Origin of the sequence: Streptomyces sp. BE303, from assembly GCF_036290945.1 — a bacterium.
In the GTDB taxonomy this organism is placed as follows: Bacteria; Actinomycetota; Actinomycetes; order Streptomycetales; family Streptomycetaceae; genus Kitasatospora.
The window spans coordinates 19999-42509 of the sequence record NZ_JAQYWZ010000468.1; the positions used below are offsets into that span (position 1 = coordinate 19999).

General features: G+C 75.0%; 17 protein-coding genes and 1 pseudogene. 8 read left to right on the forward strand and 10 right to left on the reverse strand.

Features of this window, described 5'->3' with window-relative positions:
* The first annotated feature begins 38 nt into the window (after nucleotides 1–38).
* Nucleotides 39–1475 (forward strand): class I adenylate-forming enzyme family protein, encoded by a 1437-nt coding sequence (locus PUR56_RS08980; protein ID WP_329948485.1) that lies wholly within the window; start codon nucleotides 39–41, stop codon nucleotides 1473–1475.
* Between the two features lie 172 nt (nucleotides 1476–1647).
* Nucleotides 1648–2574 (forward strand): ACP S-malonyltransferase, encoded by a 927-nt coding sequence (locus PUR56_RS08985; protein ID WP_329881431.1) that lies wholly within the window; start codon nucleotides 1648–1650, stop codon nucleotides 2572–2574.
* Between the two features lie 92 nt (nucleotides 2575–2666).
* Here PUR56_RS08985 and PUR56_RS08990 read toward each other — a convergent pair whose 3' ends face one another.
* On the reverse strand, nucleotides 2667–2984 hold the full coding sequence (locus PUR56_RS08990; protein WP_329881432.1) for an ArsR/SmtB family transcription factor: 318 nt from the start codon (nucleotides 2982–2984) through the stop codon (nucleotides 2667–2669).
* Between the two features lie 119 nt (nucleotides 2985–3103).
* Between PUR56_RS08990 and PUR56_RS08995 the strand changes: the two genes are divergently transcribed.
* Nucleotides 3104–3424, forward strand: a complete 321-nt coding sequence (locus PUR56_RS08995; protein WP_329881433.1) for a putative quinol monooxygenase — start codon at nucleotides 3104–3106, stop codon at nucleotides 3422–3424.
* Here the strand turns inward: PUR56_RS08995 and PUR56_RS09000 are convergent.
* The gene (locus PUR56_RS09000) at nucleotides 3418–7812 is read right to left on the reverse strand and encodes a molybdopterin-dependent oxidoreductase (RefSeq protein WP_329948486.1); all 4395 of its coding nucleotides are present in this window, start codon (nucleotides 7810–7812) and stop codon (nucleotides 3418–3420) included. The two genes, PUR56_RS08995 and PUR56_RS09000, sit on opposite strands and share 7 nt — an antisense overlap.
* Nucleotides 7813–8007: 195 nt before the next feature.
* The gene (locus PUR56_RS09005) at nucleotides 8008–8379 is read right to left on the reverse strand and encodes a gamma-glutamylcyclotransferase family protein (protein ID WP_329948487.1); all 372 of its coding nucleotides are present in this window, start codon (nucleotides 8377–8379) and stop codon (nucleotides 8008–8010) included.
* 171 nt (nucleotides 8380–8550) lie between these two features.
* On the opposite strand from PUR56_RS09005, the gene PUR56_RS09010 reads away from it, so the two are divergent.
* Entirely contained in the window at nucleotides 8551–9102 is a 552-nt protein-coding gene (locus PUR56_RS09010; protein WP_329881436.1) for an adenylate kinase, read from the forward strand.
* Nucleotides 9103–9132: 30 nt separating this feature from the next.
* Here PUR56_RS09010 and PUR56_RS09015 read toward each other — a convergent pair whose 3' ends face one another.
* Nucleotides 9133–10134: a LacI family DNA-binding transcriptional regulator gene (locus PUR56_RS09015; RefSeq protein ID WP_329881437.1), complete on the reverse strand. Its 1002-nt coding sequence runs from the start codon at nucleotides 10132–10134 to the stop codon at nucleotides 9133–9135.
* A 136-nt stretch (nucleotides 10135–10270) separates the two neighbouring features.
* Here PUR56_RS09015 and PUR56_RS09020 point away from each other — a divergent pair, with 136 nt between their 5' ends.
* Nucleotides 10271–11221: a nitrilase-related carbon-nitrogen hydrolase gene (locus PUR56_RS09020; protein WP_329948488.1), complete on the forward strand. Its 951-nt coding sequence runs from the start codon at nucleotides 10271–10273 to the stop codon at nucleotides 11219–11221.
* Nucleotides 11222–11327: 106 nt separating this feature from the next.
* On the opposite strand, the gene PUR56_RS09025 is transcribed toward PUR56_RS09020, so the two are convergent.
* The 5 genes and pseudogenes from PUR56_RS09025 to PUR56_RS09045 form a co-directional block, all read right to left on the reverse strand.
* Nucleotides 11328–11699 carry a low affinity iron permease family protein gene (locus PUR56_RS09025; RefSeq protein ID WP_329881439.1) on the reverse strand — a complete coding sequence of 124 codons (372 nt, stop codon included), beginning with the start codon at nucleotides 11697–11699 and terminating at the stop codon, nucleotides 11328–11330.
* Between the two features lie 410 nt (nucleotides 11700–12109).
* Nucleotides 12110–12562 (reverse strand): annotated as a pseudogene (locus PUR56_RS09030) (SRPBCC family protein); the annotation flags it as partial.
* A gap of 190 nt (nucleotides 12563–12752) precedes the next feature.
* Nucleotides 12753–14207 (reverse strand): diaminopimelate decarboxylase, encoded by a 1455-nt coding sequence (gene lysA, locus PUR56_RS09035; RefSeq protein WP_329948489.1) that lies wholly within the window; start codon nucleotides 14205–14207, stop codon nucleotides 12753–12755.
* Between the two features lie 70 nt (nucleotides 14208–14277).
* Complete coding sequence (locus PUR56_RS09040) at nucleotides 14278–14532, reverse strand: hypothetical protein (RefSeq protein WP_329948490.1); 255 nt, start codon at nucleotides 14530–14532, stop codon at nucleotides 14278–14280.
* 168 nt (nucleotides 14533–14700) lie between these two features.
* On the reverse strand, nucleotides 14701–15261 hold the full coding sequence (locus PUR56_RS09045) for an NUDIX hydrolase (RefSeq protein WP_329948491.1): 561 nt from the start codon (nucleotides 15259–15261) through the stop codon (nucleotides 14701–14703).
* Between the two features lie 460 nt (nucleotides 15262–15721).
* On the opposite strand from PUR56_RS09045, the gene PUR56_RS09050 reads away from it, so the two are divergent.
* From PUR56_RS09050 to PUR56_RS09060, 3 genes are all read left to right on the forward strand, one after another.
* The gene (locus tag PUR56_RS09050; protein WP_329948492.1) at nucleotides 15722–18523 is read left to right on the forward strand and encodes a hypothetical protein; all 2802 of its coding nucleotides are present in this window, start codon (nucleotides 15722–15724) and stop codon (nucleotides 18521–18523) included.
* 102 nt (nucleotides 18524–18625) lie between these two features.
* A complete protein-coding gene (locus tag PUR56_RS09055) occupies nucleotides 18626–19204 on the forward strand; it encodes a hypothetical protein (protein WP_329948493.1) in 579 nt (192 codons plus the stop codon).
* A 1347-nt stretch (nucleotides 19205–20551) separates the two neighbouring features.
* Nucleotides 20552–21544, forward strand: a complete 993-nt coding sequence (locus PUR56_RS09060; RefSeq protein ID WP_329881443.1) for a LuxR C-terminal-related transcriptional regulator — start codon at nucleotides 20552–20554, stop codon at nucleotides 21542–21544.
* 165 nt (nucleotides 21545–21709) lie between these two features.
* Here PUR56_RS09060 and PUR56_RS09065 read toward each other — a convergent pair whose 3' ends face one another.
* Nucleotides 21710–22315: a response regulator transcription factor gene (locus PUR56_RS09065; RefSeq protein WP_329881444.1), complete on the reverse strand. Its 606-nt coding sequence runs from the start codon at nucleotides 22313–22315 to the stop codon at nucleotides 21710–21712.
* Nucleotides 22316–22511: the final 196 nt, after the last annotated feature.

Consider the following 22511-nt stretch of genomic DNA (forward strand, 5'->3'; position numbering starts at 1 on the left):
GCCTGCATCCGACACCCGCGGAAGGACGGCATCCGCCGATGACCGCCACTGTGTTCGCACCCGACTCCGCCCAGTCCCTGACCGACGTGGAGCGATCGGCCGTCGGCGTCGCCGCGGTCCTGGCCGACCTCGGCGTCCGGCCGGGAACCCGCGTGCTGTTCAAGGCGGACAACTCGGCCGCCTGGATCACCGTGCTGCTCGGCCTCGCCCACGCCGGCGCCTCGATCGTGCTCCTCGACCACCAGGACACCGCCGAGGAGACCACCCGCATCCACCGGCTGACCCGGGCCTCGCTGACCGTCGTGGACGGCAGCGCGCTGCCGCCCGCCGGGGACCGGACCGTCCTCGTCCAGGACCTGCTGGCCGCCGCCGGGTCCCGGCCGCCCGCCGAGCTGGACGGCCCGCTCGACCTCGGCCTCTGGCGCGGGCTGCCGGACGGGCTGATCATGTGGTCCTCCGGGTCGACCGGCGTCCCGAAGGGCGTGGTGAAGACCGGCGCGCGGTTCCTGCGGAACCTGGAGCGCAACGCCGCCCAGATCGGCCACCGCCCGGACGACGTCCTGCTGCCGCTGCTGCCGTTCTCCCACCAGTACGGGCTCTCCATGGTGTTCATCGCCTGGCTGGTCCGCTGCTCCCTGGTGGTCGCCCCGTACCGCCGGGTCGACCAGGCGGTCGCCATGGCCGGCCGGACCGGCGCCACCGTGCTCGACGCGACGCCGGCCACCTACCGCAGCATCTGGAACATCGTCAGCCGGCGCCCCGACCCGACGGCCGACCTGCGCGGCGTGCGGCTGTTCTGCAGCGGCGCGGCCCCGCTGGACCCCACCCTGGTCGACCGGTACGTCGACCTGTGCGGCAAGCCCCTGCTGGACAGCTACGGCAGCACCGAGCTGGGCAACGTCGCCTTCGCGACCGCGGACAACCCCGTGGCCACCGGCCGGCCCGTCGTCGGCATGGGCGTGCGGATCGTCGACGACGCGGGCGCGGTGCTCGGCCCGTTCGAGGCGGGCGAGATCGAGGTCGACTCGCCGGAGCTCATGGAGGGCTACCTCGGCCCGGACGGCGACCTCGCCCCGGTCGCCCGCGGCTGGCGGCGCACCGGCGACTTCGGGCGCCTGGACGAGCACGGCAACCTCTCCGTCCTCGGTCGCAAGCTGGCCGTGCACCGGATGGGCTACACGCTCTACCCCGAGCGGATCGAGGCGCGGATCGCCGAGGCGGGCTGCTCGGCCAAGGTGATCGCGGTCCCGGACGAACGGCGCGGCAGCTCCCTGGTGTTCTTCGTCGAGGACGAGACCGGCGCGGACGCCGCGCACTGGCGGGAGCGGATCTGCGCGGTCCTGCCGGCCTACGAGCAGCCCAACCGGGTCGTCGTCCTGGACCGGCTGCCGCTCAACCGCAACGGGAAGCCCGACCGGAAGGCGCTGGAGAGGCTGGCCGCCCCGCCCGCCGCCCAGAAGCCGGTCCACTCGTGAGCCGCGGCCCGCACGCCGCCCCGGAGGGCGCGGCACCGACCGGCGGCGCGCCGCTCGGCGGTGCTCCCTCCGGCGGCGCCGCGCGGGCGTCGGACCGGCTCCCCCTCCCCCGCACCGCAGTCGACCGCTCCCGCTCCGCCCCGCGGGGCGGAGCACCCACGGAGGCCTCCCGATGACCGCCGCGATCGTCTTCCCGGCCCTCTCCCCGGTCCGCCGCGAGGAGCTCGGCACATTCCTGATGATCCATCCGCTCGCGCGCCGGCGGCTCGCCGAGGCCGACGAGGCGCTCGGCTACCGCCTCGCCGACGCGCTGGCCGACGCACCGGCCGACGACGACTACGCCGAACCGGTCCAGGTGGCGGTGCTCGTCGCGTGCCTGGCCCTGGCGGAGTGGGCGGAGCAGCGGCTCGGCGCCGCACCCGAGTACTGCGCCGGCCCGAGCTTCGGGGAGCGGACCGCCCTGGCCTACACGGGCGCGCTGCCGTTCGCCGACACCGTCCGGCTGGTCGACGAGATCGCCCGGGTCGAGCGCGAGTACTTCGCCACCGAGCACCGCGACATCGTCACCCACTCGTTCGTCCGGGTGCCCGAGGAGCGGCTCGACCCGCTGCTGGGCGGCCTGGAGTGGCACGACGTCTCCGGCCGGATGGACACCGACTTCCACATGGTGTCGCTGCGCGAGGCGGAACTGGCCGCCTTCAAGTCGGCGATCAGCGAAGCCGGCGGCTACTCGCTCTACACGATGCGCCCGCCCGCCCACACGTCCCTGTTCACCGGGGTCCGGGCCCGGATGGAGGAGGTGTACGCGCGGTACACCCTGGCGGCGCCCAGGATCCCGATCGTCTCCTACTACGACGGGGCCGTCCTGACCGGGCCCGCGGAGCTGCGGACCGCGCTGCTCGACGGGTTCGTCAGCCCGATCCGCTGGGTGGACACCGCGCGGTCGCTGCGCGAACTGGGCGTCGACCGGCTCTGGATCACCGGCCCGGACGCGATGCTCTCCCGGCTGCGCACCACCGCGAAGAACTTCGACGTCGAACTCTGCGACCTGCGACGGGTCATGGTCCGCCCCCGCCGGCGCGCCACGGCGTCCCGCTGACCCGGCCGCGCCTCGTGTGAGCCCCGGGCGCGGGCCCGGCGTGAGCGTACGTCACGCGCGCCGGCCCGGACGGGACTTCCCCGCGCCCGCGCTCACCCCTCCGGCTCGGCCGCCACGATGCCCAGCAGCCCGGGGAAGCGCTGCTCGATGTCGGCCCGGCGCAGGCAGGCCATCCGGCTGTTGCCCCGGTCGACCTGCCGGATCAGCCCGGCCTCGCGCAGGGCGCGGAAGTGGTACGTGACGGTCGCCTTCGAGACCGGCAGCGCGAACGAGCTGCACGTCCGCGCGGCGCCGTCGGGTCCGGTGGCCAGCTCGCGCACCACGCGGCGGCGCAGCGGATCCGCCAGTGCGGAGAGCACGGGGCCGAGCTCGATCTCCTCGACGCTCGGGTGGCCTTCGTCGTCGGGCATCCGGGACACCTCCCTCCAGGTATGGATTGCATCGTACCTGCGGGTCGGCTAGCGTCGCCCAGGTACGAGATTTCCTGTACCTATGCCTGTCCCAGGACCTCCCGGAGGGGGAACCCCGCATGTCCCAGCCGTTCACGCTCGTCGGCACCGCCCGCCCCAGGCCCGAACGCGCCGAGGAGCTGAAGGAGCTCCTGCTCTCGTTCGTCGAACCCACCCGGCAGGAGTCCGGCTGCCTGGAGTACCACTTCCACGAGGACCGCCAGGAGCCCGGCGTCTTCGTCTTCTACGAGGCCTGGCGCTCCGAGGCCGACCTCGACGCCCACCTCGCCCTGCCCCACATGCGGGCCTTCTGGGAGCGGCGGATGGACTACCTGGAGACCGACCTCGACATCCGCTTCCTCACCATGCACAGCCCCTACCGGCCGAGCGGGGATCAGTAGACGTCCCGGACGTAGCGCTTGTCGCCCGCCAGCTGCCGGACGTACCCGGCGGCCGACTCCTCGTCCATCCCGCCGTGGGCGGCGACGATCTCCCGCAACGCCCGGTCGACGTCCTTGGCCATCCGGCCGGCGTCGCCGCAGACGTAGACGTGGGCACCGTCCTGGAGCCACCGCCACAGGCGCGGCCCGTGCTCGCGCATCCGGTCCTGGACGTAGACCTTGTTGCGCTGGTCGCGCGAGAAGGCGACGTCGAGGCGGTCCAGGTGACCGGAGGCGCGGAACGCCTCCAGCTCCTCCCGGTAGTAGAAGTCGGTGGCTTCGCGCTGCTCGCCGAAGAACAGCCAGTTCGCGCCGGTGTGGCCCCGGGCCCGCCGATCCTCCAGGAAGCCGACGAACGGCGCGACGCCGGTGCCGGGACCCACCATGATCATCGGCGTCGTGGAGGAGACCGGCGGGCGGAAGTGCGGGGAGCGCTGGACGAACACCTGCACCGGGCCGTCGTCGGCGCAGTCGGCGAGGTAGGTCGAGCAGACGCCGTTGCGGTCGCGGCCGAGGTCGTTGGTGTAGCGGACCACGGACACCGTGAGGCGCACCTCGCCGGGGTGCGCCAGCGGGCTGGAGGAGACGGAGTACAGCCGGGGCTGGAGCCGCCGGAGCACGCCGGCCCACTCGGCGGCGCTCGCCCGGACCGGGAAGGCCGCGACCACGTCGGCGGCCTGCCGGCCCCAGCTCCACCGCGCCAGCTCGCCCTTGTTGTCCGGCCGCAGCAGCCGCTTGAGGTCGCGGTCGCCGGTGCGCTCGGCGACGAAGCCGAGCAGGTCCGGGGTGATGCGGGTGATGTCGAGCCGGGTCCGCAGGGCCTCGCCGAGGGGGAGGTCGCCGACCCCGGGCAGGGTCACGCCCCGCTCCGCGTCGAGGCCCGTCAGCGCGAGCCACTCCGCGACCAGCCCGGACCCGTTGGCCGGCCACACCCCGAGGGCGTCACCGGCCTCGTAGGCGAGCCTGCCGCCGTGGGTGTCGAACGCGAACTGCCGCACCTCCTTCTGCGCCCCGGGCAGGCTCAGCACCCGGTTGCCGATCAGGAGGGTGGTGAAGGGGGACGCCTTCGAGGGGCCGGCCGGCGCGGCGGCCCGGTCCGTGGAGAGCAGGGCGGCGGACGCGGCTGCGGGCGGTACGGCGGGGGCCGTCGCGGCGGCGGGCGCGGGAGGCTCCGGTGCGCCGCCCGCCGTGACGGACGGCCCGGCGGCGGACGGCCCGGCGGGGGCCGGCCGGCCGCCCGCGTCGGCGACGGAGCCGGGAAGGGGGCCGACGGGGGGAGCGGCGGGGGGAGCGGCGAGCACGCCGGTGACCTGCTCCAGCCACGTCCCGGCGGCCTCGTCGTCGTCCGCCTCGCAGTCGGTCCGCGGGTGCAGGCGGGTGGCGCCGAGCTCCGCGAGCCGTTCGTCGAGGCGCCGCCCGTGGCCGCAGAAGTCGTCGTAGCTGGAGTCGCCGAAGGCGAGGACGGAGTACCGCACGCCGTCCAGCCGGGCCGCGCCGCCGTCGGCCAGCGCCTGCCAGAAGTCGGCGCCGTTGTCGGGTGCGTCACCGTCGCCGAAGGTGCTGGTGACGATGAGCAGGTCGGTGCCCGCGGTGAGCCGTCCGGGCGTGGTGTCGGCCATGGCGAGCAGGGCCGGGGGGCGGCCCGCCTCGGCCAGCCGGGCGGCGGCCCCGGCGGCGAACTCCTCGGCGGTGCCGGTCTGCGAGGCCCACAGGACGAGCAGTTCCCGGGCCCGGACGGGTTCGGGGGCGGCGCCGGCCGGCCCGCGGAGCGGGGCGGCGGGGGCGGGCGCGGCGGGAGTCGCCGTCCGGGAGAACGCCCCGGCCAGCAGGCCGTCCACCCACCGCGCCGTCTCCGGGGCGAACGGCGCGTCGGCCGGCAGCACCGGCACGCCGCCGGGCGGCGCCAGCGCGACCCCGGCGAGGAAGCCGGACAGGTAGCGGCGCTCCGGTTCGGTGAGCACCGGCGGCGCGAGGTGCTCGATGCCGAGCAGCGCGGCCAGGGCGGGCAGGGCACCGGCCCTGTCCCCCTCCACCGCCGCCCCCGGCCCCGCGTCGACGCCCGGGACGGCGCCGACACCCGGCGGCGGGGCGGCCGGGGCCTGCGGCGGGACGGCGGGCCCCGACACCGCCGTCCCCGGAACGGAGTCCGCGGGCACCGGGGCCGGTACCACCCGCAGCGCCACGGCGCAGGCCTTGAACCCGGGCTGGAAGGAGACCGGGTCGACGGCGTCGTTGGTGACGGCGTTGATGCCGAGGTACTCGCCGAAGAGGTCGTTCCAGTGGAACGGCGCGAAGCAGTTGCCGGGGCGGACCCGGTCGGTGACGACGGCGGGCAGGACGGCGCGGCCCCGCCGGGAGGCGACCTCGACGTGGTCCCCCTCCTCCGCGCCCATCGCGGCGGCGTCCTCCGGGTGGAGCTCGACGAAGGGACCGGGGTTCAGCCGGTTGAGCTTGCCGACCCTTCCGGTCTTGGTGAGGGTGTGCCACTGGTGCTGGAGGCGGCCGGTGTTGAGGACGAACGGGTAGTCGTCGTCGGGGAGTTCGGCGGCGGGCAGGTGCGGGCGGCCGAAGAACCGGGCCCGGCCGTCGGCGGTGGGGAACGCCAACCGGGGGCGGGTGCCGTCCGCCCGCTCCAGCAGGGTCTGGCTGACGCCGTCGTTGAGGTAGCGGATCGGGTTGCGGTCGCTGCCGTCCGGGGACGGCGCCGGCCACTGCACCGGGGTCTCGCGCAGCCGCCGGTAGTCGACGCCGCGCAGGTCCCAGCCGGTCGCCGGGTTCCAGGCCCGCTTGAGCTCCTCGAAGACCTCCTCGGCGCTCGCGTAGGTGAAGGCGTCGGCGAAGCCCATCTCGCAGGCCACCCGGGCGATCAGCTGCCAGTCGGGCAGGGCCTGCCCGGGCGGGTCGACGACGCCCTGGACGAGGGTGAGGTTCCGCTCCGAGTTGATCATGACGCCGTCGGACTCGGCCCACAGCGTGGCGGGCAGCACCACGTCCGCGTACGCGTTGGTCTCGGTCTCCGTGAACACGTCCTGGGTGATGACCAGTTCCGCGGCCTCCAGGGCGGCGATGACGGTCCTGCGGTTGGCGACGGAGGCCACCGGATTGGTGCAGATGATCCAGCACGCCTTGACGTCACCGGCGGCCATCTGCTCGAACATCTCGACCGTGCCGCGCCCGACGTCGGTGCGCAGGGTGCCCGCCCCGATCCCCCACAGGTCCTCGACGAAGGCCCGCTCGGCGTCCACGAGAACCGATCGCTGGCCGGGCAGGCCCGGGCCCATGTACCCCATCTCCCGGCCGCCCATCGCGTTGGGCTGGCCGGTCAGCGAGAACGGGCCGCTGCCGGGGCGGCAGATCGCACCGGTCGCCAGGTGCAGGTTGACCAGGGCGTTGGTGTTCCAGGTGCCGTGGGTGGACTGGTTGAGGCCCATCGTCCAGCAGCTCGTCCACTCCCCCGCCGCACCGATCCACTGCGCGGCCTGCCGGATGTCGGTCTCCGGTATCCCGGTGATCTCGGCGACCCTCGCCGGCGGGTAGTCCGCCAGGAAGGCGGGCATCGCCTCCCAGCCGTCGGTGAACTCCGCGATGAACGCCTCGTCGGTGTGGCCGTTCGCCACCAGCAGGTGCAGCAGTCCGTTCAGCAGGGCGAGGTCGGTCCCCGGCCGGATCTGCAGGAACAGGTCGGCCTTGTCGGCGGTGGCGTTGCGCCGCGGGTCGACGACGACGAGCTTCGCCCCGGCCGACCTGATCCGGTCCATCATCCGCAGGAACAGGATCGGGTGGCAGTCGGCCATGTTCGAGCCGATGACGAGGAACACGTCCGCGTGGTCGAAGTCCTGGTACGAGCCGGGCGGGCCGTCCGCGCCGAGCGACAGCTTGTAACCGGTGCCGGCCGAGGCCATGCAGAGCCGGGAGTTCGACTCGATCCGGTGGGTCCGCACGAACCCCTTGGCGAGCTTGTTCGCCAGGTACTGCGCCTCCAGGGACATCTGCCCGGAGACGTAGAAGGCGAGCGCGTCGGGGCCGTGCCGGTCCAGGATCGCCCGCAGGCGTCCGGCCACCGCCGTGATCGCCTCGTCGACGTCCGCCTCGGCCGGCTCGGCGCCGCGCTCGGCACGGACCAGGGCCCTGGTGGCCCGCCCGGAGGCGGCCATCAGCTCGGCGCCGGTCGCGCCCTTCGTGCAGAGCCGCCCGCGGTTCGCCGGGTGCTTCCGGTCCCCGACCGCCTTCACGACGGTGCGCCGGCCGCTGACGGCGTCCCGGCCGATGTCGAGCACGATGCCGCAGCCGACGCCGCAGTACGAGCAGACCGTCCGCACGCTGTCCGCCTTCGAACCTGGCGTCGTCACCGAGACTCCCTCCCGAAGGACCAAGCGGTGGGAAACTCCCACGATCGTGACCCTAGGAAGGCCGCGTTACCGCCTTGTCACGGCCCGTGGATCGGGGAGTTAACCGGATCGCACACGTGCTCCGGGCCGCCGTGAGCGCAGCGGCGGCCGGTCCGCGCCCCGTCCGGGGCGACATCCTCGGCGTGCGGTCCCCGCTCAGGGGGCCGTGAGGTCCCGGGGGCCGGCGTCGAGGTAGGCCCAGGCCCTGGTGCCGGACCGCAGGACGACCTCGGTCCTGGCGTAGTCGTCGACCTCGTAGTCGTCCGCCGCGGCGAGCTCGGCGTCGGTGAGGGCGAAGACGCTGCCCTCCACCGCGTCGCCGCCCTCGGCGGAGGCCACCACCAGGGGGTGGCGGTCGGTGCCGCTGGCCGCGATCACCTCCGGGTCCGTGATCGCGATGGAGGTCAGGCGGAAGCCCGGCAGCGCGTCCGGCCGCCCGTCGAGGCGCCGGCCGAACCGGGCGAGCTGGACCCCGGGGAGCTGGAGCGTCCCGTAGGAGAACAGGTGGTGGACCGTCTGATCGGTCATCGAGAGAACCCCTCCGCGGACTCGGTTGCGCACGCCGGCCCCAACCTATCGAACGCGATTCGCACGGTGCAGCACCGTGACGCGAATCCTGCCCTTCGGGGCGCTCCGCCGACCAGGCCGCCGGGCCCGGCAGTGTACGGGGTCCGCGCTCCACGGACTAGGGTGACGGCCGTGGAGCGGGTACTGGTCGCGGGCATCCCGGGTGCGGGCAAGACGACGGCGGCGGGGCGGCTGGCCGCGCGGCTCGGCCTGCCGCAGTACGAACTGGACGCCCTGCACCACGGGCCGAACTGGACCCCGCGGCCCGCGTTCCGCTCCGACGTCGAGGCGTTCGCGCACACCGCCCGCTGGGTCACCGAGGACCAGTACACCGGGCTGCTCGGGGATCTGCTGACCACCCGGGCCGACACCTACGTCTGGCTCGACCTGCCCCGGTACACCGTCATGCACCGCGTCCTGCGCCGCTCGCTCGCCCGTGCGCTCACCCGCCGCGAGCTGTGGAACGGCAACCGGGAGCACTTCCGGGAGTGGCGCGACCCGGAGCACCCGATCCGCCGGGCCTGGAGCCAGCACTCCGCGTACCGCCGACGGACCCTGGACCGCCTCGCCGCCAACCCCGGGCTGACGCTGGTCCACCTCACCTCGGCCCGGGCCGCCCGCGCCTGGCTGCGCACGGTCCCCCGGCCGCTCCCCGCCCGCCCCGGCACCACGACGGAGCGGTAGGTCCGGTCGGTGCCGGCTGGGGGCGGCCGGTCAGCCGTGGCCGGCGGTGGACGCCCGGACGCGCAGTGCCCAGTCGTGCCGGCGCACCACGCCGGGGACCGCCGCTCCCGCCAGCAGATCGCTCAGCAGCTCCGCGCACGCGCGTCCGTACTGCGCCGCGCGCAGGTCCACCGCCGTCACCTGCGGGCTCGCCCCCCGCGCCGCGGGGCCGTCGACGCACGCGGCCACCAGCAGGTCCGCGCCGACCCGCAGGCCCGCCCGGGCCGCGGCCGTCAGCACGCCGGGCACCGCGCCGTCGGGGGCGCACACCACCGCGTCCAGGCCCGGGGTGCCGGCGAGCAGCTCCGCGGTGGCGGCCTCCGCCTCGGCGGGCGTGGCCGCGAACGGGACCGTCCGCACCGTGACCTCGACGCCCTGCTGCCGGGTCCAGTCGGCGGCGGCGGCCCGCAGCGCCGCGGCCCAGTCGGACCCCGGGCCGGGGGCCAGCAGCGCCGGGCGGCGTGCTCCGCGCGCCGCGAGGTGATCGAGCAGCGAGGCGAGCGAGGCGGCGTTGTCGCACACCACCGCGCCGCTGGGGGCGACGCCGCCGCCCAGGTAGCGCTCCCCCGTCACCACCGGCACGCCGGAGCCCAGCAGGTACGGGACCTCCGGGTCGTCGACCTCGGGGTCGATCACCAGCAGGCCGTCCACCCGCGCGGCGAGTCCGCCGCCGGACGCCGTCCCCGGGGCCAGCAGGACGAGGTCCAGTCCGTCCTCCCTGGCCCGCTCGACCGCGCCGAACGCCAGGTTCATGTAGTACTCCAGGCGCGTCGCCGTCCGCGGCAGGTGCAGGCCGATCGCCCCGGTGCTGGAGCGGCGGAGGCTGCGAGCGGCCGAGTTGGGGCGGTAGCCGAGCTCGCGGGCCGCCGCCCGGACGCGTTCACGGGTGGCCTCCGCGACCCTGCCGGAGCCCTGCAGCGCGTCGGAGGCCGTGCTCTTGGACACCCCGGCCGCCCGGGCCACGTCGAACAGGGTCACAGGTTGGCTGGTCACAGCCCGGAAGTCTAGACACCGCCTCGGGGCGCGCTCCCCACCTCGGGCCCGCCCTCGATCCCGTTCGCCGGCCGGGGCACGGCGGGCGGTCTCCGGCGCGTATTGCCGGAACGTTCCGGCATGGCTACTCTTCCCCGTGCCGGAACGTTCCGGCACGGCGGCGACGAGGCCGCCGGCCTCCCCGGCCCGCACCCGCGCCCCGCAGCGCGCCGCCCTGCGGGTGGCCGTCGTCCAGCAGCGCTGGCACCAGGACCCGGAACAGCACCGCGCCGGTCTGCTGGAGGGCATCCGCCTGGCCGCCGAGCAGGGCGCGAGCCTGGTCGCGCTCCAGGAGCTGACGCTCTCCCCGTACTTCGCCGTCCTGCGCCAGGCGGACCACCCGCAGGCCGTCGAGCCCGAGGACCTGCTGACCGGTCCGACCTTCGCCTTCGCCGCGGCCGCGGCCCGCGAGCACGGCCTGCACGTCCACGCCTCGCTGTTCGAGAAGGCCGACGGCCCGGAGGGCCCCGACGGCCTCGGCTACAACACCGCGATCCTGGTGGCACCCGACGGCACCCTGGTGCAGCGCACCCGCAAGCTCCACATCCCCGTGACCGAGGGCTACTACGAGGACACCTGGTTCCGCCAGGGCCCCGCCGGCGACGACGCGTTCCCGCTGGCCGAGGTCGGCGGCGCCGCCGTGGGCATGCCCACCTGCTGGGACCAGTGGTTCCCCGAGCTCGCCCGCGCCTACTCCCTCGCCGGCGCCGACGCCCTCATCTACCCCACCGCCATCGGCTCCGAGCCCGGCCACCCCGGCTTCGACACCCAGCCGCTGTGGCAGAAGGTCATCACCGGCAACGCCATCGCCAACGCCACGTTCATGATCGTCCCCAACCGCACCGGCGTCGAGGGCGAGCTCACCTTCTACGGCAGCTCCTTCATCGTGGACCCCTACGGCCGCGTTCTCGCGCAGGCCCCGCGCGACGAGGCCGCCGTCCTGGTCGCCGACCTCGACCTCGACCAGCGCCACGACTGGCTCGAACTCTTCCCGTTCAACTCCACCCGCCGCCCGGACGCCTACGCGCCGCTGACCGCCCGGGGCTGACGCGCGGGAACGCCGGATGCCGGTGCCCCCGACTGCGGGGGCACCGGCACCGACGGCACCGACGTCCGGCGACGTCGGCTGTCCGGAGGGGTCGGCGGAGCGGGCGTCAGAGGCGTTCCTCCATGCGGATCGCCTTCCGGAGCTGCCGGTGGGCCTCCCCCTCGTGGCCCTCGTGCTGTTCGAGGAGGGCGGCGGCGATCGCGTCGAGCTTGCGCTGGACGGCGTGCTCGGCGCGCCGCTCGGCGTTCTTGAGCAGCGCCAGCAACAGCAGCGTGACCGCGGCCATCGTGTCGCCGACGAGGATCTGCCACTCCGTCGACAGACCCGCCGCGTGGACCGCGAAGAAGGCGGCCACCAGCACGACGCAGAACACGGAGAACGCCGGCGAGCCGGTCAGGTTGGAGGCGTTCTCGGCGAGCCGCTCGAACCGGCCGCGCTCGCCGTCCTCACCTCGGGTGGCGGGGTGGGAGAGCGTCATGTCCCTCGCCCTCCCGTCCACCGCGAGCGGACCCGGCGGGCGCCGCGCGGCGCCCGCCGGGTCCCTGCCGCAGTCCCTGCCGTGCTCCGGGCCGGGGCGCACTCCTCACCGGAGCGGGCGGCGCCGAACTCGGTCATCCTCCACCGGTCCTTCCGGGACGGGCGGCCACCGATCGGTGGCCGCCCGTCCATCCTTGGAAACGTGGTCGTGCGGGCGCGGGTGTCCTGACGCCGCCGGCGTCAGCCCCGGCGGGGGTCGTCCCGGCCGTCGGGCGCGGGGGCGGGCGGTGCGCCCTCGCCGGTCATCCGGGCCTGAGGCGTCTCCCGCACGGGCGCGTCGCCGATCCCGCCGACCGGGCCGCCACCGGCGGCCGGGGTGTCCGCGCCGCCGACCGGGCCGCCGCTGCCGTCCGGCGCCAGCCGGCCGCGCCAGCCGCCGGTCTCCCGGCCCCGCTCCTCGATGAAGCCCTTGAAGCGCTTCAGGTCGCCCTTGACCTGCCGGTCCAGGACGCCGAGCATCGCGCCGGCCTTCTCGGCCATGCCGTGCGGCTCGAACTCCATGGCCAGACTCACCGTGGTGTGCGAGTCGTCGATGCGGTGGAACGTCACGACGCCCATCTGCTGGACGTCACCGCCCACCGTGCGCCATGCGATCCGCTCGTCGGGGAGCTGGTCGACGATCTCGGTGTCGAACTCGCGGCGGGCGCCTGCGACCTTCGTCGTCCAGTGGCAGTGCCGGTCGTCCGTCTGGCGGACCTCCTCGACTCCGTCCATGAAGCGCGGGAACTCCTCGAACTGCGTCCACTGGTTGTAGGCGTTGTGCAGCGGGACGTCCACGTCGATGGACTCCTTCACGGTGCTCACAACAGTCTCCTTCCGAATCGAGCGGCACAGCAGTTCCGTACCGTCGGAGCGCCTGCCCGCTGATCGGGCTGGTAATCAGACGAATCCGATGTCGCCCGACCGGACCGGCCCGGGCGGCGACGGCAGCGGGCCGCTCCCGCCCGGGAGACGGGGGGTCCCGGGACGGCGGCGGAGGCACGCGGCCCGCAGGTCAGCGGCCGACCTCACGGGCCCGGAAGTCCTCGACCGTCTCCCGGCGGATCAGCAGGCGGGCCCGGCCGTCACGGACCGCGGCGACGGCCGGGCGGCCGACCAGGTTGTAGCCGGAGGCCATCGAGAGCTGGTACGCGCCGGCCGCCGGGACGGCCAGCAGGTCACCGGCGCGCAGGTCGGCGGGCAGCCGGGCGTCCCGGACCAGGACGTCGCCCGCCTCGCAGTGCCGACCGACCACGTCGGCCCGGGCCGGCGGGGCGTCGGAGGACCGGCCCACCAGACGGACGGTGTAGCGCGAGCCGTAGAGCGAGGGCCGCGGGTTGTCGCTCATGCCGCCGTCGACGGCGGCGAAGACCCGGCCGTCGGCGGTGTGCTTCACCGACAGCACGCGGTAGACCGCCACCCCGGCCGGCCCGACGATCGCGCGGCCCGGCTCGACCACCAGACGCGGCACGGCGAGGCCGGACTCGGCGCAGCGGGCGGCCAGCCGGGCGGTCACCCGGTCGGCGAAGTCCGCGGGGTCGAGCTCGTCGTCCCCCGGCAGGTACCGGATGCCGTGGCCGCCGCCGAGGTCCAGCTCGGGCAGTTCGACGCCGTGGCGGGCCCGTACCCCGGCCAGGAACCGCACGACGGTGTCCACGGCGGCGAGGTAGGGCTCGACCTCGGTGATCTGGGAACCCAGGTGGCAGTGGAGGCCGGCGAGGTCGAGGCCGGGCTGGGCCAGCACCCGGGCGACGGCGTCCGCCGCGTCGCCGCCGTCGATCGGGAAGCCGAACTTCTGGCCGCCGACGCCCGTGCGCACGGCCTCGTGGTGACCGGCGGCGATCCCGGGGACCACGCGGACCAGCACCCGCTGCGGGGTGTCCGCCGCCACCAGGGCCGCCAGCCGGGAGATCTCCGAGGGCCCGTCGATGACGATCCGGCCGACCCGGAGGCGGCGGGCGAGCCTCAGCTCCTCCGGGGTCTTGGCGTTGCCGTGCAGCACGATCCGCCGGGCCGGGAAGCCCGCCGCGACCGCCAGCCGGAGCTCACCGGCCGAGCAGACGTCCAGCCCGAGCCCCTCCTCGGAGACCCAGTCGGCCATCGCGCTGCACAGGAAGGCCTTGGCCGCGTAGAGCACGTCGGCCTGCGGCAGGGCCTGCCGGAAGGCGCGGGCACGGGCACGCACCTCGGCCTCGTCCAGGACGTAGAGGGGGGTGCCGAAGCGGTCGGCGGCCTCGGCCAGGGACACGCCCCCGACCGTCAGGTCCCCGCCGCGTCCCGGGCGCGCCGAGGCCGGCCAGGGTCCGGTGCCGACCGCTTCGGCCGCTCCCGTCCGGCCGACCGCCGAGGGGCCGGAGGGTCGGACGGAAGCGGCGGCCGGAGCGGCGCCGGGCGCGGGGAGGGCCGCGAGCGGGACCGCGAACGGGGCGGTGGCAGGGGCGGTGAACGGGGCGGTGACCTGCTTCGTCATGGCGTGCGGCTCCTGCTGTCAGGGTCTCGGGGTGCGGCGGGGCGGGCCTCGCGGGGGGCTGCGGACGGCGTCAGTCGACGTACCACATGGCGATCCGGCAGTGCGCCGCACGCCCGCGCGGCCGCCGGTCGGCGTCCACGGCCTCGTCCGCGCCCGGACCCGACGTCGGCCCCGCGCCCGTGTCCGCGCCCTCGCCCTCGCCCCGGACCGGGCGGATCTCACGGACCGGAGCCCGGTCGGCACGGCGCGCCGGGACGTTCCGGCCGGTCCCGTACGGCGGCCTCGCGACGGTGACGGCGGTGGCGACGGCCTGGATCTCACTCATGGGGGGCGTCCTTCCGGTGGGGTCGCGGGCACCGGTCGGGCGCCCGCAGTTCCAGTGGAGACCCGCCGCGGGCCGGGCGCCGCCCCCTTGACGCACGGTCTACGCCCACCGGCCCGTCCTTGACGCCTTCCTGACGCCCGGCGGCGCGGACGGGTGCGCCGCCGCCGGTCAGGGGCGCGGGGTGCGGAGCGCGGCGACCCGTTCGTCGCCCGGTGCCGCCCAGGTGAAGCGGTCGTGCTCGTCGCTGAGGGCGACCGGCTGCCCGGCGGGGACCCGGGCGGTGAAGACGTGCCGGCGCGCACGGAGGCCGTGGACGGTCGTGAAGTCGACGGCCCCGGCGTATCCCGTGAACTCGGCACCGGCGATGCCCGTCTCCTCGGCGAGTTCGCGCCGGGCGCCGTCCTCGACGTCCTCGCCCTCGTCGACGCTGCCGCCGGGGATCTCCCAGATCCCGGCCGGGATCTCGTCCGGGGAGCGGCGGACGAGCAGGATCCGTCCGTCCGGGTCGGTGACGATCACACCGACGACGGGGTACAGGATCCCCGCGTCGGGGGCGTCGGCCCCGTCCGCGGCGCGCCGCTCGGTGCCGGTGTGTCGCTGGGTGTCGGTCCCGGCCCGCTCCTCCGGCGTCACCGATTCCGCGCCGGTCTCCACCGGTCGGGCCCAGGGCCTGGGGCCGTCGAGGTCCACTGCGCCGGGACGCCCGCCCGTGTGCCGTCGCCGTGCCATGTGCGCCGCCGCCCCCCGTCGGTTCGCCTTCGCCGATCATCCCGGATCCGCGCGCGGGGCGGTAGTGGCTGCCCGCGGGGCCGTGGGCAGGAGCGGGGACGCACCGGAGGCACCGCACGGGGGTGCGCCGGGGTGCGCGGTGGGGTCGGACGCGGACCAGGGCCAGGCGCCGAGGCCGCCGCCCGGGCCCGGCGTGAGGCGACCGGCGTCCGGCGTCCGGCGTCCGGCGTCCGGCGTCCTCGCGCGACGTACCGGACGCCCGATGCCCGATGCCCGAAGGTGCAGCCGCGCCCGTGCGGGGAATTCAGACCTGCCTACCCCTTCACGCACACGCCTTCCGTTCCCGGACCGCGTCTGAAAAGATCGTCCGCTATCCGGTGACCGCTGTGCCGTGCGCCCCTGCCGGACGGGGCCGCCGCCGTCGCAACGTGGCCGCCCGGCGGCGCCCCGTGGAGGAGATGTGACCACCAAGGCCGGCGCCACCGCGCCCGTCCCGACCGACGCCCACCGGCCCGCGCCCTGGGTCCGCACCCGGCTGCGCTCGGCCCCCGTCGCCTCCCTGCTCACGGGCGTGCTCACGCTCCTCACCGTCTTCCTCGCGGTGGCCCTCCCGCGCGCCGCCGACCGGGGCGCGGACGGCGCGCTGCGGCAGTTCGTCCTGGACCGCGGCGTCAACGGGACCACCCTGCAGGCCGGCGTCGCTCCGCGGCCCGGCGAGGACGGCGCCCGACTCGACGCCCTGCGCGACCGGTTGGTCGAACAGATCACCCCGAACCTCCCGCTCACCCGGGACGGCGAGAACTACGGCACCCGCGCCCGGATCGACCGGCCGATGCTGAACGAGGGGTACGACCGCCCGCACGGCGACGCCCCCGTGCTCTCCGTGCTCTACCTGCACGGCCTGGCCGAGCACGCGACCCTGACCGAGGGCGTCTGGCCCGGCCCCTCGGCACCGGGCGAGCCCCTGCCCGTCGTCCTCAGCCGGGCCGCCGCCGAGACCGTCCACGCCGGGATCGGCGACCTCGTCGACAACGGCGGCCCGGCCCGCGCCCGGATCGTCGGGCTCTACCGCGCCGACGACCCCGACGACCGTTTCTGGGAGGTCCTCACCTGCCCGGAACGCGCCTGCCTGAAGATCCGGGAGGACGGCAGCATCCGGTGGGTGACCAGCGGGTTCACCGGTGGCGAGAACCTGTCCGCGCTGGCCGCCTGGGGCGAGGGCGGGGAGAACTTCTGGCGCCTGCCCATCGACCCCCACGCCCTGCGCGCGGACCGGCTCGCCGAGACGCGCTCCGCGCTCGCCTCGTACCTGTCCGGGCCCGGCTCCCTCAAGGTCGCCGAGGTGACCGACCGGCCCGAGCTCCAGTTCAGCACCTTCCTGACCGAGGTCCTCGCCGGCGCCACCACCCGGTACGAGGCCGCCGCCCCGCTCGCGGCGATCGGCCCGGCCGGCGTCGCGGGCGTCGCCACCGTGGTGCTCTGCCTGGCCGCCGCCCTCGCCGCCGACCGGCGCGCCGCCGAGATCCGGCTGCTCCGGGCCCGCGGCGCTTCACGCCCGGGCATCCTGCTCCGGCTGCTGGGCGAGGGCGCGGTGACCGTCCTGCCCGCCGCCGCCGTCGCCACCGCACTCGCGCTGACGCTGCTGCCCACCCCCCGGTGGGGCGCGGCCGTACTCGCGGCCGTGACCGCCACCCTGCTCGCGGTCCTGGCCTTCCCGGTCCGGGCCGTCCTCCCCCCGGGCCGGGCCCGCACCGCCGCCGGCGGGAACGGTCGGCGGCGGATCGTCGGCGAACTCGCCGTCCTGGCCGTCACCGTCGCGGCCGTGGTCGAGGTCCGCCGGCGCGGCCTCGCCCCCGGAACCGGCACCGACCCGCTGCTGGTGACCGCGCCCCTGCTGCTCGCGCTCACCGGCGGCCTGCTGCTGGCCCGCGTCCAACCGCTCGTGGCCGGCCGGCTGGCCCTGCTCGCCCGGCACGGCCGCGGCCTGACCGGCTTCCTCGGCCTCGCCCGGGCCACCCGCGACGCCTCGGGCCGCCACCGGCCGGCGGTGCTGGCACCCCTCGCCCTGCTGCTGGCCGTCAGCACCGCCGGTTTCGGAACCACCGTGCTCGCCACCCTCGACGGCGTCCGGCTGCAGGCGGCCCGGACGGCCGTGGGCGGCGATGCCGCGGTGTCCGTCCCGCTCGACGCCACCCTCCCGGCGGCGTTCACCTCGGCCGCCTCGGCCATGCCGGGCGTGCGGGCCTCGACCGCGGTCCGGGTCGAGGGGCAGACCTACGTCCTGCGCACCGGCCGGACCGCCCTCCAGGTCACCCTGGTGGTGGCCGAGCCAACCGCGTACGCCGAGATCGCCCGGACGACCGGCACCGGCACCTTCGACCCCGCCGTGCTGGCCGGCCCGCACGGCGGCCCCGACACCCCGGTGCCCGCGCTGATCAGCACGGGCCTCGCCGGGGAACTGTCCGACGGCCCGCAGCGGTTGCGCGTCCCCGGCGGCGAACTGCTCACCGGCGTCGCGGGTCGCGTCGACGCCACTCCCGCGATCCCGGACGCCGTCCGCGCGTTCGTCGTCGTGCCCGCGGGACCCTCCGTCGCACGGGTTCCCGCGCTCGCGGGGGCCACCAGCTGGCTCGCCGCCGGCGACATCGACCCGGGCCGGCTCAGGTCCCTGGTCATGGAGCGCGGCCTCACCGAGGTGACCGGCGTGGCCGGACTCCTGCGCGAGGAGGCCCGGGCCGTCAGCGAGGACCCGGACAAGGTGCCCGCCGGGTACACGGTGCGCACCAGCGGCGAGGTGGACGCCGAACTCGCCGCCGACCCGCTCCAGCGCTCCGCCGCGCGGCTGTTCCGGTCCGCGGTCGCCGCCGGGGCCGGATTCGCGCTGCTCGCCGTCCTGCTGACGCTGCTGCGGGCGTCCCCCGACCGCGCCGGGCTGCTCGCCCGGCTGCGCACCATGGGCCTGCGCCCCCGCCAGGGGCTGGCACTGATCATCACCGAGACGATCCCGCAGACCCTGGCGGCGGCGGTCTGCGGCGGGGTGGTCGCGGCGGCGGCGGTCGGACTCCTCGGCCCGGCGTTCGACCTGTCGCTGCTGGTCGGCTCCGAGGCCCGCGGCTCGCTCACCCCGCTCCTGATGCCGGTGCTGCTGCCCACCGCGGGCCTGGCCCTGCTGATCTGTGCGGGGGTGGTCCTGGAGGCGTTCGTGTCCGGCCGGCGTCAGATCGCCACCGAGCTGAGGGCGGGAGACCGGCCGACGGAGTAGCGGGCCCCTGCACGGCTAAAATGGGACAGCACACCCACGAGCTGGTCCGGCTGTGCTGCCGGTCGGTCCTGATCTCGGTCACCCGGCTTCGAAGGGCACCCCATGACGTCGGAGACCGCCTCGGTCGCGCCATCCGGGCAGGACTCGGTGGTCGTCGCCAGCTTCGACACCCACCAGCACGCCGAACGCATGCTGGCCTCGCTCGGGCGGGGCTTCCGCAAGAAGGCCGCAGGGGTGGGCACGACGGCGGTGGTCATCCGGGGGAACGCCGACGGCTCGCTGAGGCTGAACCAGTCCCGCGTGCTGACGGCCGGCGGCCTCACGGACGCGCTGTTCCGCGTCGCCCTCGCCTGGACGGTCGGGTTCATGGGTCTGGTCTCCACCCTGAAAGGGGCGAAGGTCGGGGCCCACGCGGCCGGAGTGCGCCAGAGGCACGTCGGATCCGACGCGCAGAGGATCCACAGCATCCTCGTGGAGGCCGGTCCCCGCGCCGCCATCGCGCTGGTGCGCTGCAAGGACGCGGAGACGCGGGGCCTGATCGCCGCGGCGGCCGCCGAACGCGCGAAGGACTGCTGGGCCGGATCTCTCACGGAGTTTCTCGCCACCCTCGACCCCGGCCGTGCTCACGACTGGGTGCGCACCGCGGTCGGTGAGCCCTCCGAGGCCCACCGCGACCGGTGACCGTCAGCGCCGGCCCGGGCCGGACACCCGCGCCGCCGAACAGCGCGATGCCGGCGTTGCCGTGTCCCCGGAGTCGGCCGACGGCCTCGACCTCGGTGGGGGCCCCTCGGAGCAGGCGACGTTCTCCCGGCTCCCCCTGCTGGGTCCCGCTGCGTGCTGGGTCCCGCTGCGCCCACCGGAGGACGGACGACAAAAAGGCCGCCTTCGCATCTCTGCGAAAACGGCCCACACCCTGCCTTTACGCTGAACAACAGGATTTGTCACCTGCGCCCCCCGACATCTCGGTAATCCCGTCATCTCCCGGCCGAACGGCTGGGCTGGGATTTCGCGATCACGAGTCGCAGAATCAGGGCTCCTGCTCCACTAGTCTGCACATGATCCTCCTCGCGATTGCGTCCTTCCGGTAAGTTCTCCGGCACCTTCCAGGTTACTCCGACAAGGGCGCATCCGGGTCCGCCCGGTGCACGAATTCCGTCGCACGGGCTCACGGCCGCGACGGATCGTCCGGTCGGGCCTCCCGGAACAGGCGCAGGCCGTGCGGCCGACAGCCCCCGGATCCGGCCCGGTCCGGGTGTCGTGAGGCGGGAACCGGTGCGGCGCCGGGACACGGACGACGTCGATGACGCGCTCATGGATCCGCGGGGAGCACGGCGGGGAAACCGGGCGAGGAAGGGGCCGCCGCGAGGCACCGGGACATTTGCACCGGCCGGCCGAAATTCCACGGTGGACCATGCGGAGGGCTTCGGCGGGCGCGCCCCGAAAAGATCCGCATCCGGCACGAGAGTTCGTAGACGACGGATTGATTCGGCCCGACGGACCAGGCCACCCCGACGCCCGCCCGCGAGGCGGCCGGACCGTTCGCCGGAGGCGTCCCACCATGAGGGTCGTCCGCAGGCGAGGGTGGGCCCGGAGGCGGTGCACGAGCGGCAGCGGCAGGAACGAGGGGCGGCATCGCGGCCCCGACCTCGCGGGGTTCGGGCGGCCGGCCGCACCAGCCGTCGACCCAGGGCCCCGACGGGCCCGCCGGGCATCCCCGGCGGGGACGGACCGCACGGGGCCCGTCGAAGGATCCGGCCACCGCGACCCCTCGCGGTTTCCGGCGGCGCACGAACAACACCCTGTTGATTCCGGCACCGTCCCCCGCGGGCCGCCACTGACCTGGGGCCCCTCCCGACGGGCGACCTTTCTGTCGCCCGTCGCACGACCGGTACCGCGTCCGCGCCCCCTTGACCGGCGGTCAAGTGGTTCAAGTAATGTCGCCAGCCGGGGCCAGGCGCTCCGGATTTCTTTCGTGCTCAACCACGCGTCCCCGCTCATGATCCGCATCTACGGCTGGAGTACACGGCGATGACCGCGGCAACCGAGATCGGCGCTCGCTTCGCGTACCGCGTCTACCACTCACTTCTCCGCACCGAGAACGGCGGCATATGCCACGAAGAAATTGCCGATAACCTCGGCCTCGAACTCGACCAGGTCCACGAAGCCGTGGAGTGGCTGACCGGGAACGGCCTCCTCGACCGGGACTCGACCACCCCGGTCGCCACCCCGCAGAGCGTCCTGAGACGCCTGTTCGCCGATCAGCAGGAACGCATCACCGAGCTCACCCGCACCAACGACCTGATCGCCGACCTGACGAACGGGTTCCTGACCATGCCGGCGTCCGAGCGGGAGGGCCTGGCGGTCGAGGTCATCGCGTCCAGGGACCAACTGCGCCGAAGACTGGGGGACCTGCACGCGTCCAGCAGGTACGAGGTGTCGCTGATGCTGCCGACGCTGACCGAACAGGAGTCCCTGGAACTCTGCCTCCGCGAAGACGTCGAACTGCTCAGACGGGGAGTCCGCTACCGGCTCATCGCGCCGTCCTCGGCCCTCGACAGCCCGGCCGCCACCGCGTACGTGAGTGCACTCCAGGAGTCCGGCGCCGAGATCAGGACCGCCGAGTCGCTGCCGCTGCGCCTGGTCATCCTCGACCGGGAGAAGGTCGCCACCCAGTCGCACCTCGAAGGGCTGCGCCGGAACGTGGTGATCAACGGCGGCCTGCTGGCCCAGATCTTCACCCGGGTCTTCGAGCACAGCTGGTCCACCGCCGCACCGTACACCCGCCGGCGCAGGACCACCGGTTCGGCGCCGGTCCTCACCGACACCCACAGACTGGTGCTGCGCATGATGGCCGCCGGGGCCACCGACAAGTCCATCGCCCGTCATCTCGGGTACTCCGACCGGACGGTGCGGCGTTTCGTCGCCGACATCCTCCGCGTTCTGGAGACCGACAACAGACTCACGGGCATGGTGCGGGCCACCCGACTCGGACTCCTCGAACAGGAAGCAATGGCGCCGTGAAATCCGGGTGCCTCCCCGCTTCCGGCCGCGGCAGTCGCCATTCGGCGGAAACTCCCGTTCCGGAAAGTTCCCTTCCGGAAATCCCCCTTCCGGAAAAAGCCGTTCCGGAAAAGTCCGGCCCCGGGAGGGGCGTTCCGGAGACGGACGTTCCGGAGACGAACGCCCTCAGAGAAGTCCCCGTTCGAAGGCGATCCGCGCGGCGTCGAACCGATTCCTCCCGTCGAGCTTCCTCATCGCGCACGAGGTGAGGTTGCGAACCGTTCCCGTCGCCAGATAGAGCTCGCGGGCCACCTCCTTCACCGAGGCGCCCGTCGCGGTGAGCCGGAGTATCTCGCGCTCGCGGTTGCTCAGGACCTGATCGGCGACCGGCGCCCGGGGGGACGGCTGCGCGGACGCGGTCGCCCGGCCGCCCGCGGCGGCGGCCCGGATGGCGTCGACCAGGCGGGGGATCCTCGTCTGCTTCGGGATGACCCCGAGGACCCCCGCCGACACGGCACGGTCCACCAGAGCCCTGGTGGGCCGTGCCGTCATGATGACGACCCGGCAATCGGGCAGCCGCTTGCCCAGCTCCCGCACCAGACGGAAGCCGCCCTGCGCGGTGCCCATCCCCAGCACGGCCACGTCGGGCCGCCGGCGCACCGCCATCGGGACGATCAGCGAGCTCCTGCTCACCGCGCCGACGACCTCGAAGTCGGACACGGCCGCGAGCACCTCGGCGATCGCCTCCAGGGGAAGCAGGTGCTCGTCGGCTATCAACACACGGATGGTCATCACTAGGTCCCCCCTGGGATCCCGTGAACGGAACTCATGGTGATCGATCCGGTCCGCGCCCAGTGTGTGGCCGGCCCTCCGGCCCCGTCGACGGATCCGGACGTCCGCGAGCGGACATGTCCTCAGCAGGACTGGCGGATCCGGGGCCTGCCTGCTGGACCTTTGCGGGTCTACGCGTGTCACTGGTGACCCTTCA

What these genes read in the sequence shown, in the direction of transcription:
- PUR56_RS09060 (WP_329881443.1), top strand. Translation starts at nt 20,552, where the DNA reads ATGACCGCGGCAACCGAGATCGGCGCTCGCTTCGCGTACCGCGTCTAC.
- PUR56_RS09055 (WP_329948493.1), top strand. Translation starts at nt 18,626, where the DNA reads ATGACGTCGGAGACCGCCTCGGTCGCGCCATCCGGGCAGGACTCGGTG.
- PUR56_RS08985 (WP_329881431.1), top strand. Translation starts at nt 1,648, where the DNA reads ATGACCGCCGCGATCGTCTTCCCGGCCCTCTCCCCGGTCCGCCGCGAG.
- PUR56_RS08980 (WP_329948485.1), top strand. Translation starts at nt 39, where the DNA reads ATGACCGCCACTGTGTTCGCACCCGACTCCGCCCAGTCCCTGACCGAC.
- PUR56_RS09065 (WP_329881444.1), bottom strand. Translation starts at nt 22,315, where the DNA reads ATGACCATCCGTGTGTTGATAGCCGACGAGCACCTGCTTCCCCTGGAG.
- PUR56_RS08995 (WP_329881433.1), top strand. Translation starts at nt 3,104, where the DNA reads ATGTCCCAGCCGTTCACGCTCGTCGGCACCGCCCGCCCCAGGCCCGAA.
- PUR56_RS08990 (WP_329881432.1), bottom strand. Translation starts at nt 2,984, where the DNA reads ATGCCCGACGACGAAGGCCACCCGAGCGTCGAGGAGATCGAGCTCGGC.
- PUR56_RS09025 (WP_329881439.1), bottom strand. Translation starts at nt 11,699, where the DNA reads ATGACGCTCTCCCACCCCGCCACCCGAGGTGAGGACGGCGAGCGCGGC.
- PUR56_RS09005 (WP_329948487.1), bottom strand. Translation starts at nt 8,379, where the DNA reads ATGACCGATCAGACGGTCCACCACCTGTTCTCCTACGGGACGCTCCAG.
- lysA (WP_329948489.1), bottom strand. Translation starts at nt 14,207, where the DNA reads ATGACGAAGCAGGTCACCGCCCCGTTCACCGCCCCTGCCACCGCCCCG.
- PUR56_RS09040 (WP_329948490.1), bottom strand. Translation starts at nt 14,532, where the DNA reads ATGAGTGAGATCCAGGCCGTCGCCACCGCCGTCACCGTCGCGAGGCCG.
- PUR56_RS09045 (WP_329948491.1), bottom strand. Translation starts at nt 15,261, where the DNA reads ATGGCACGGCGACGGCACACGGGCGGGCGTCCCGGCGCAGTGGACCTC.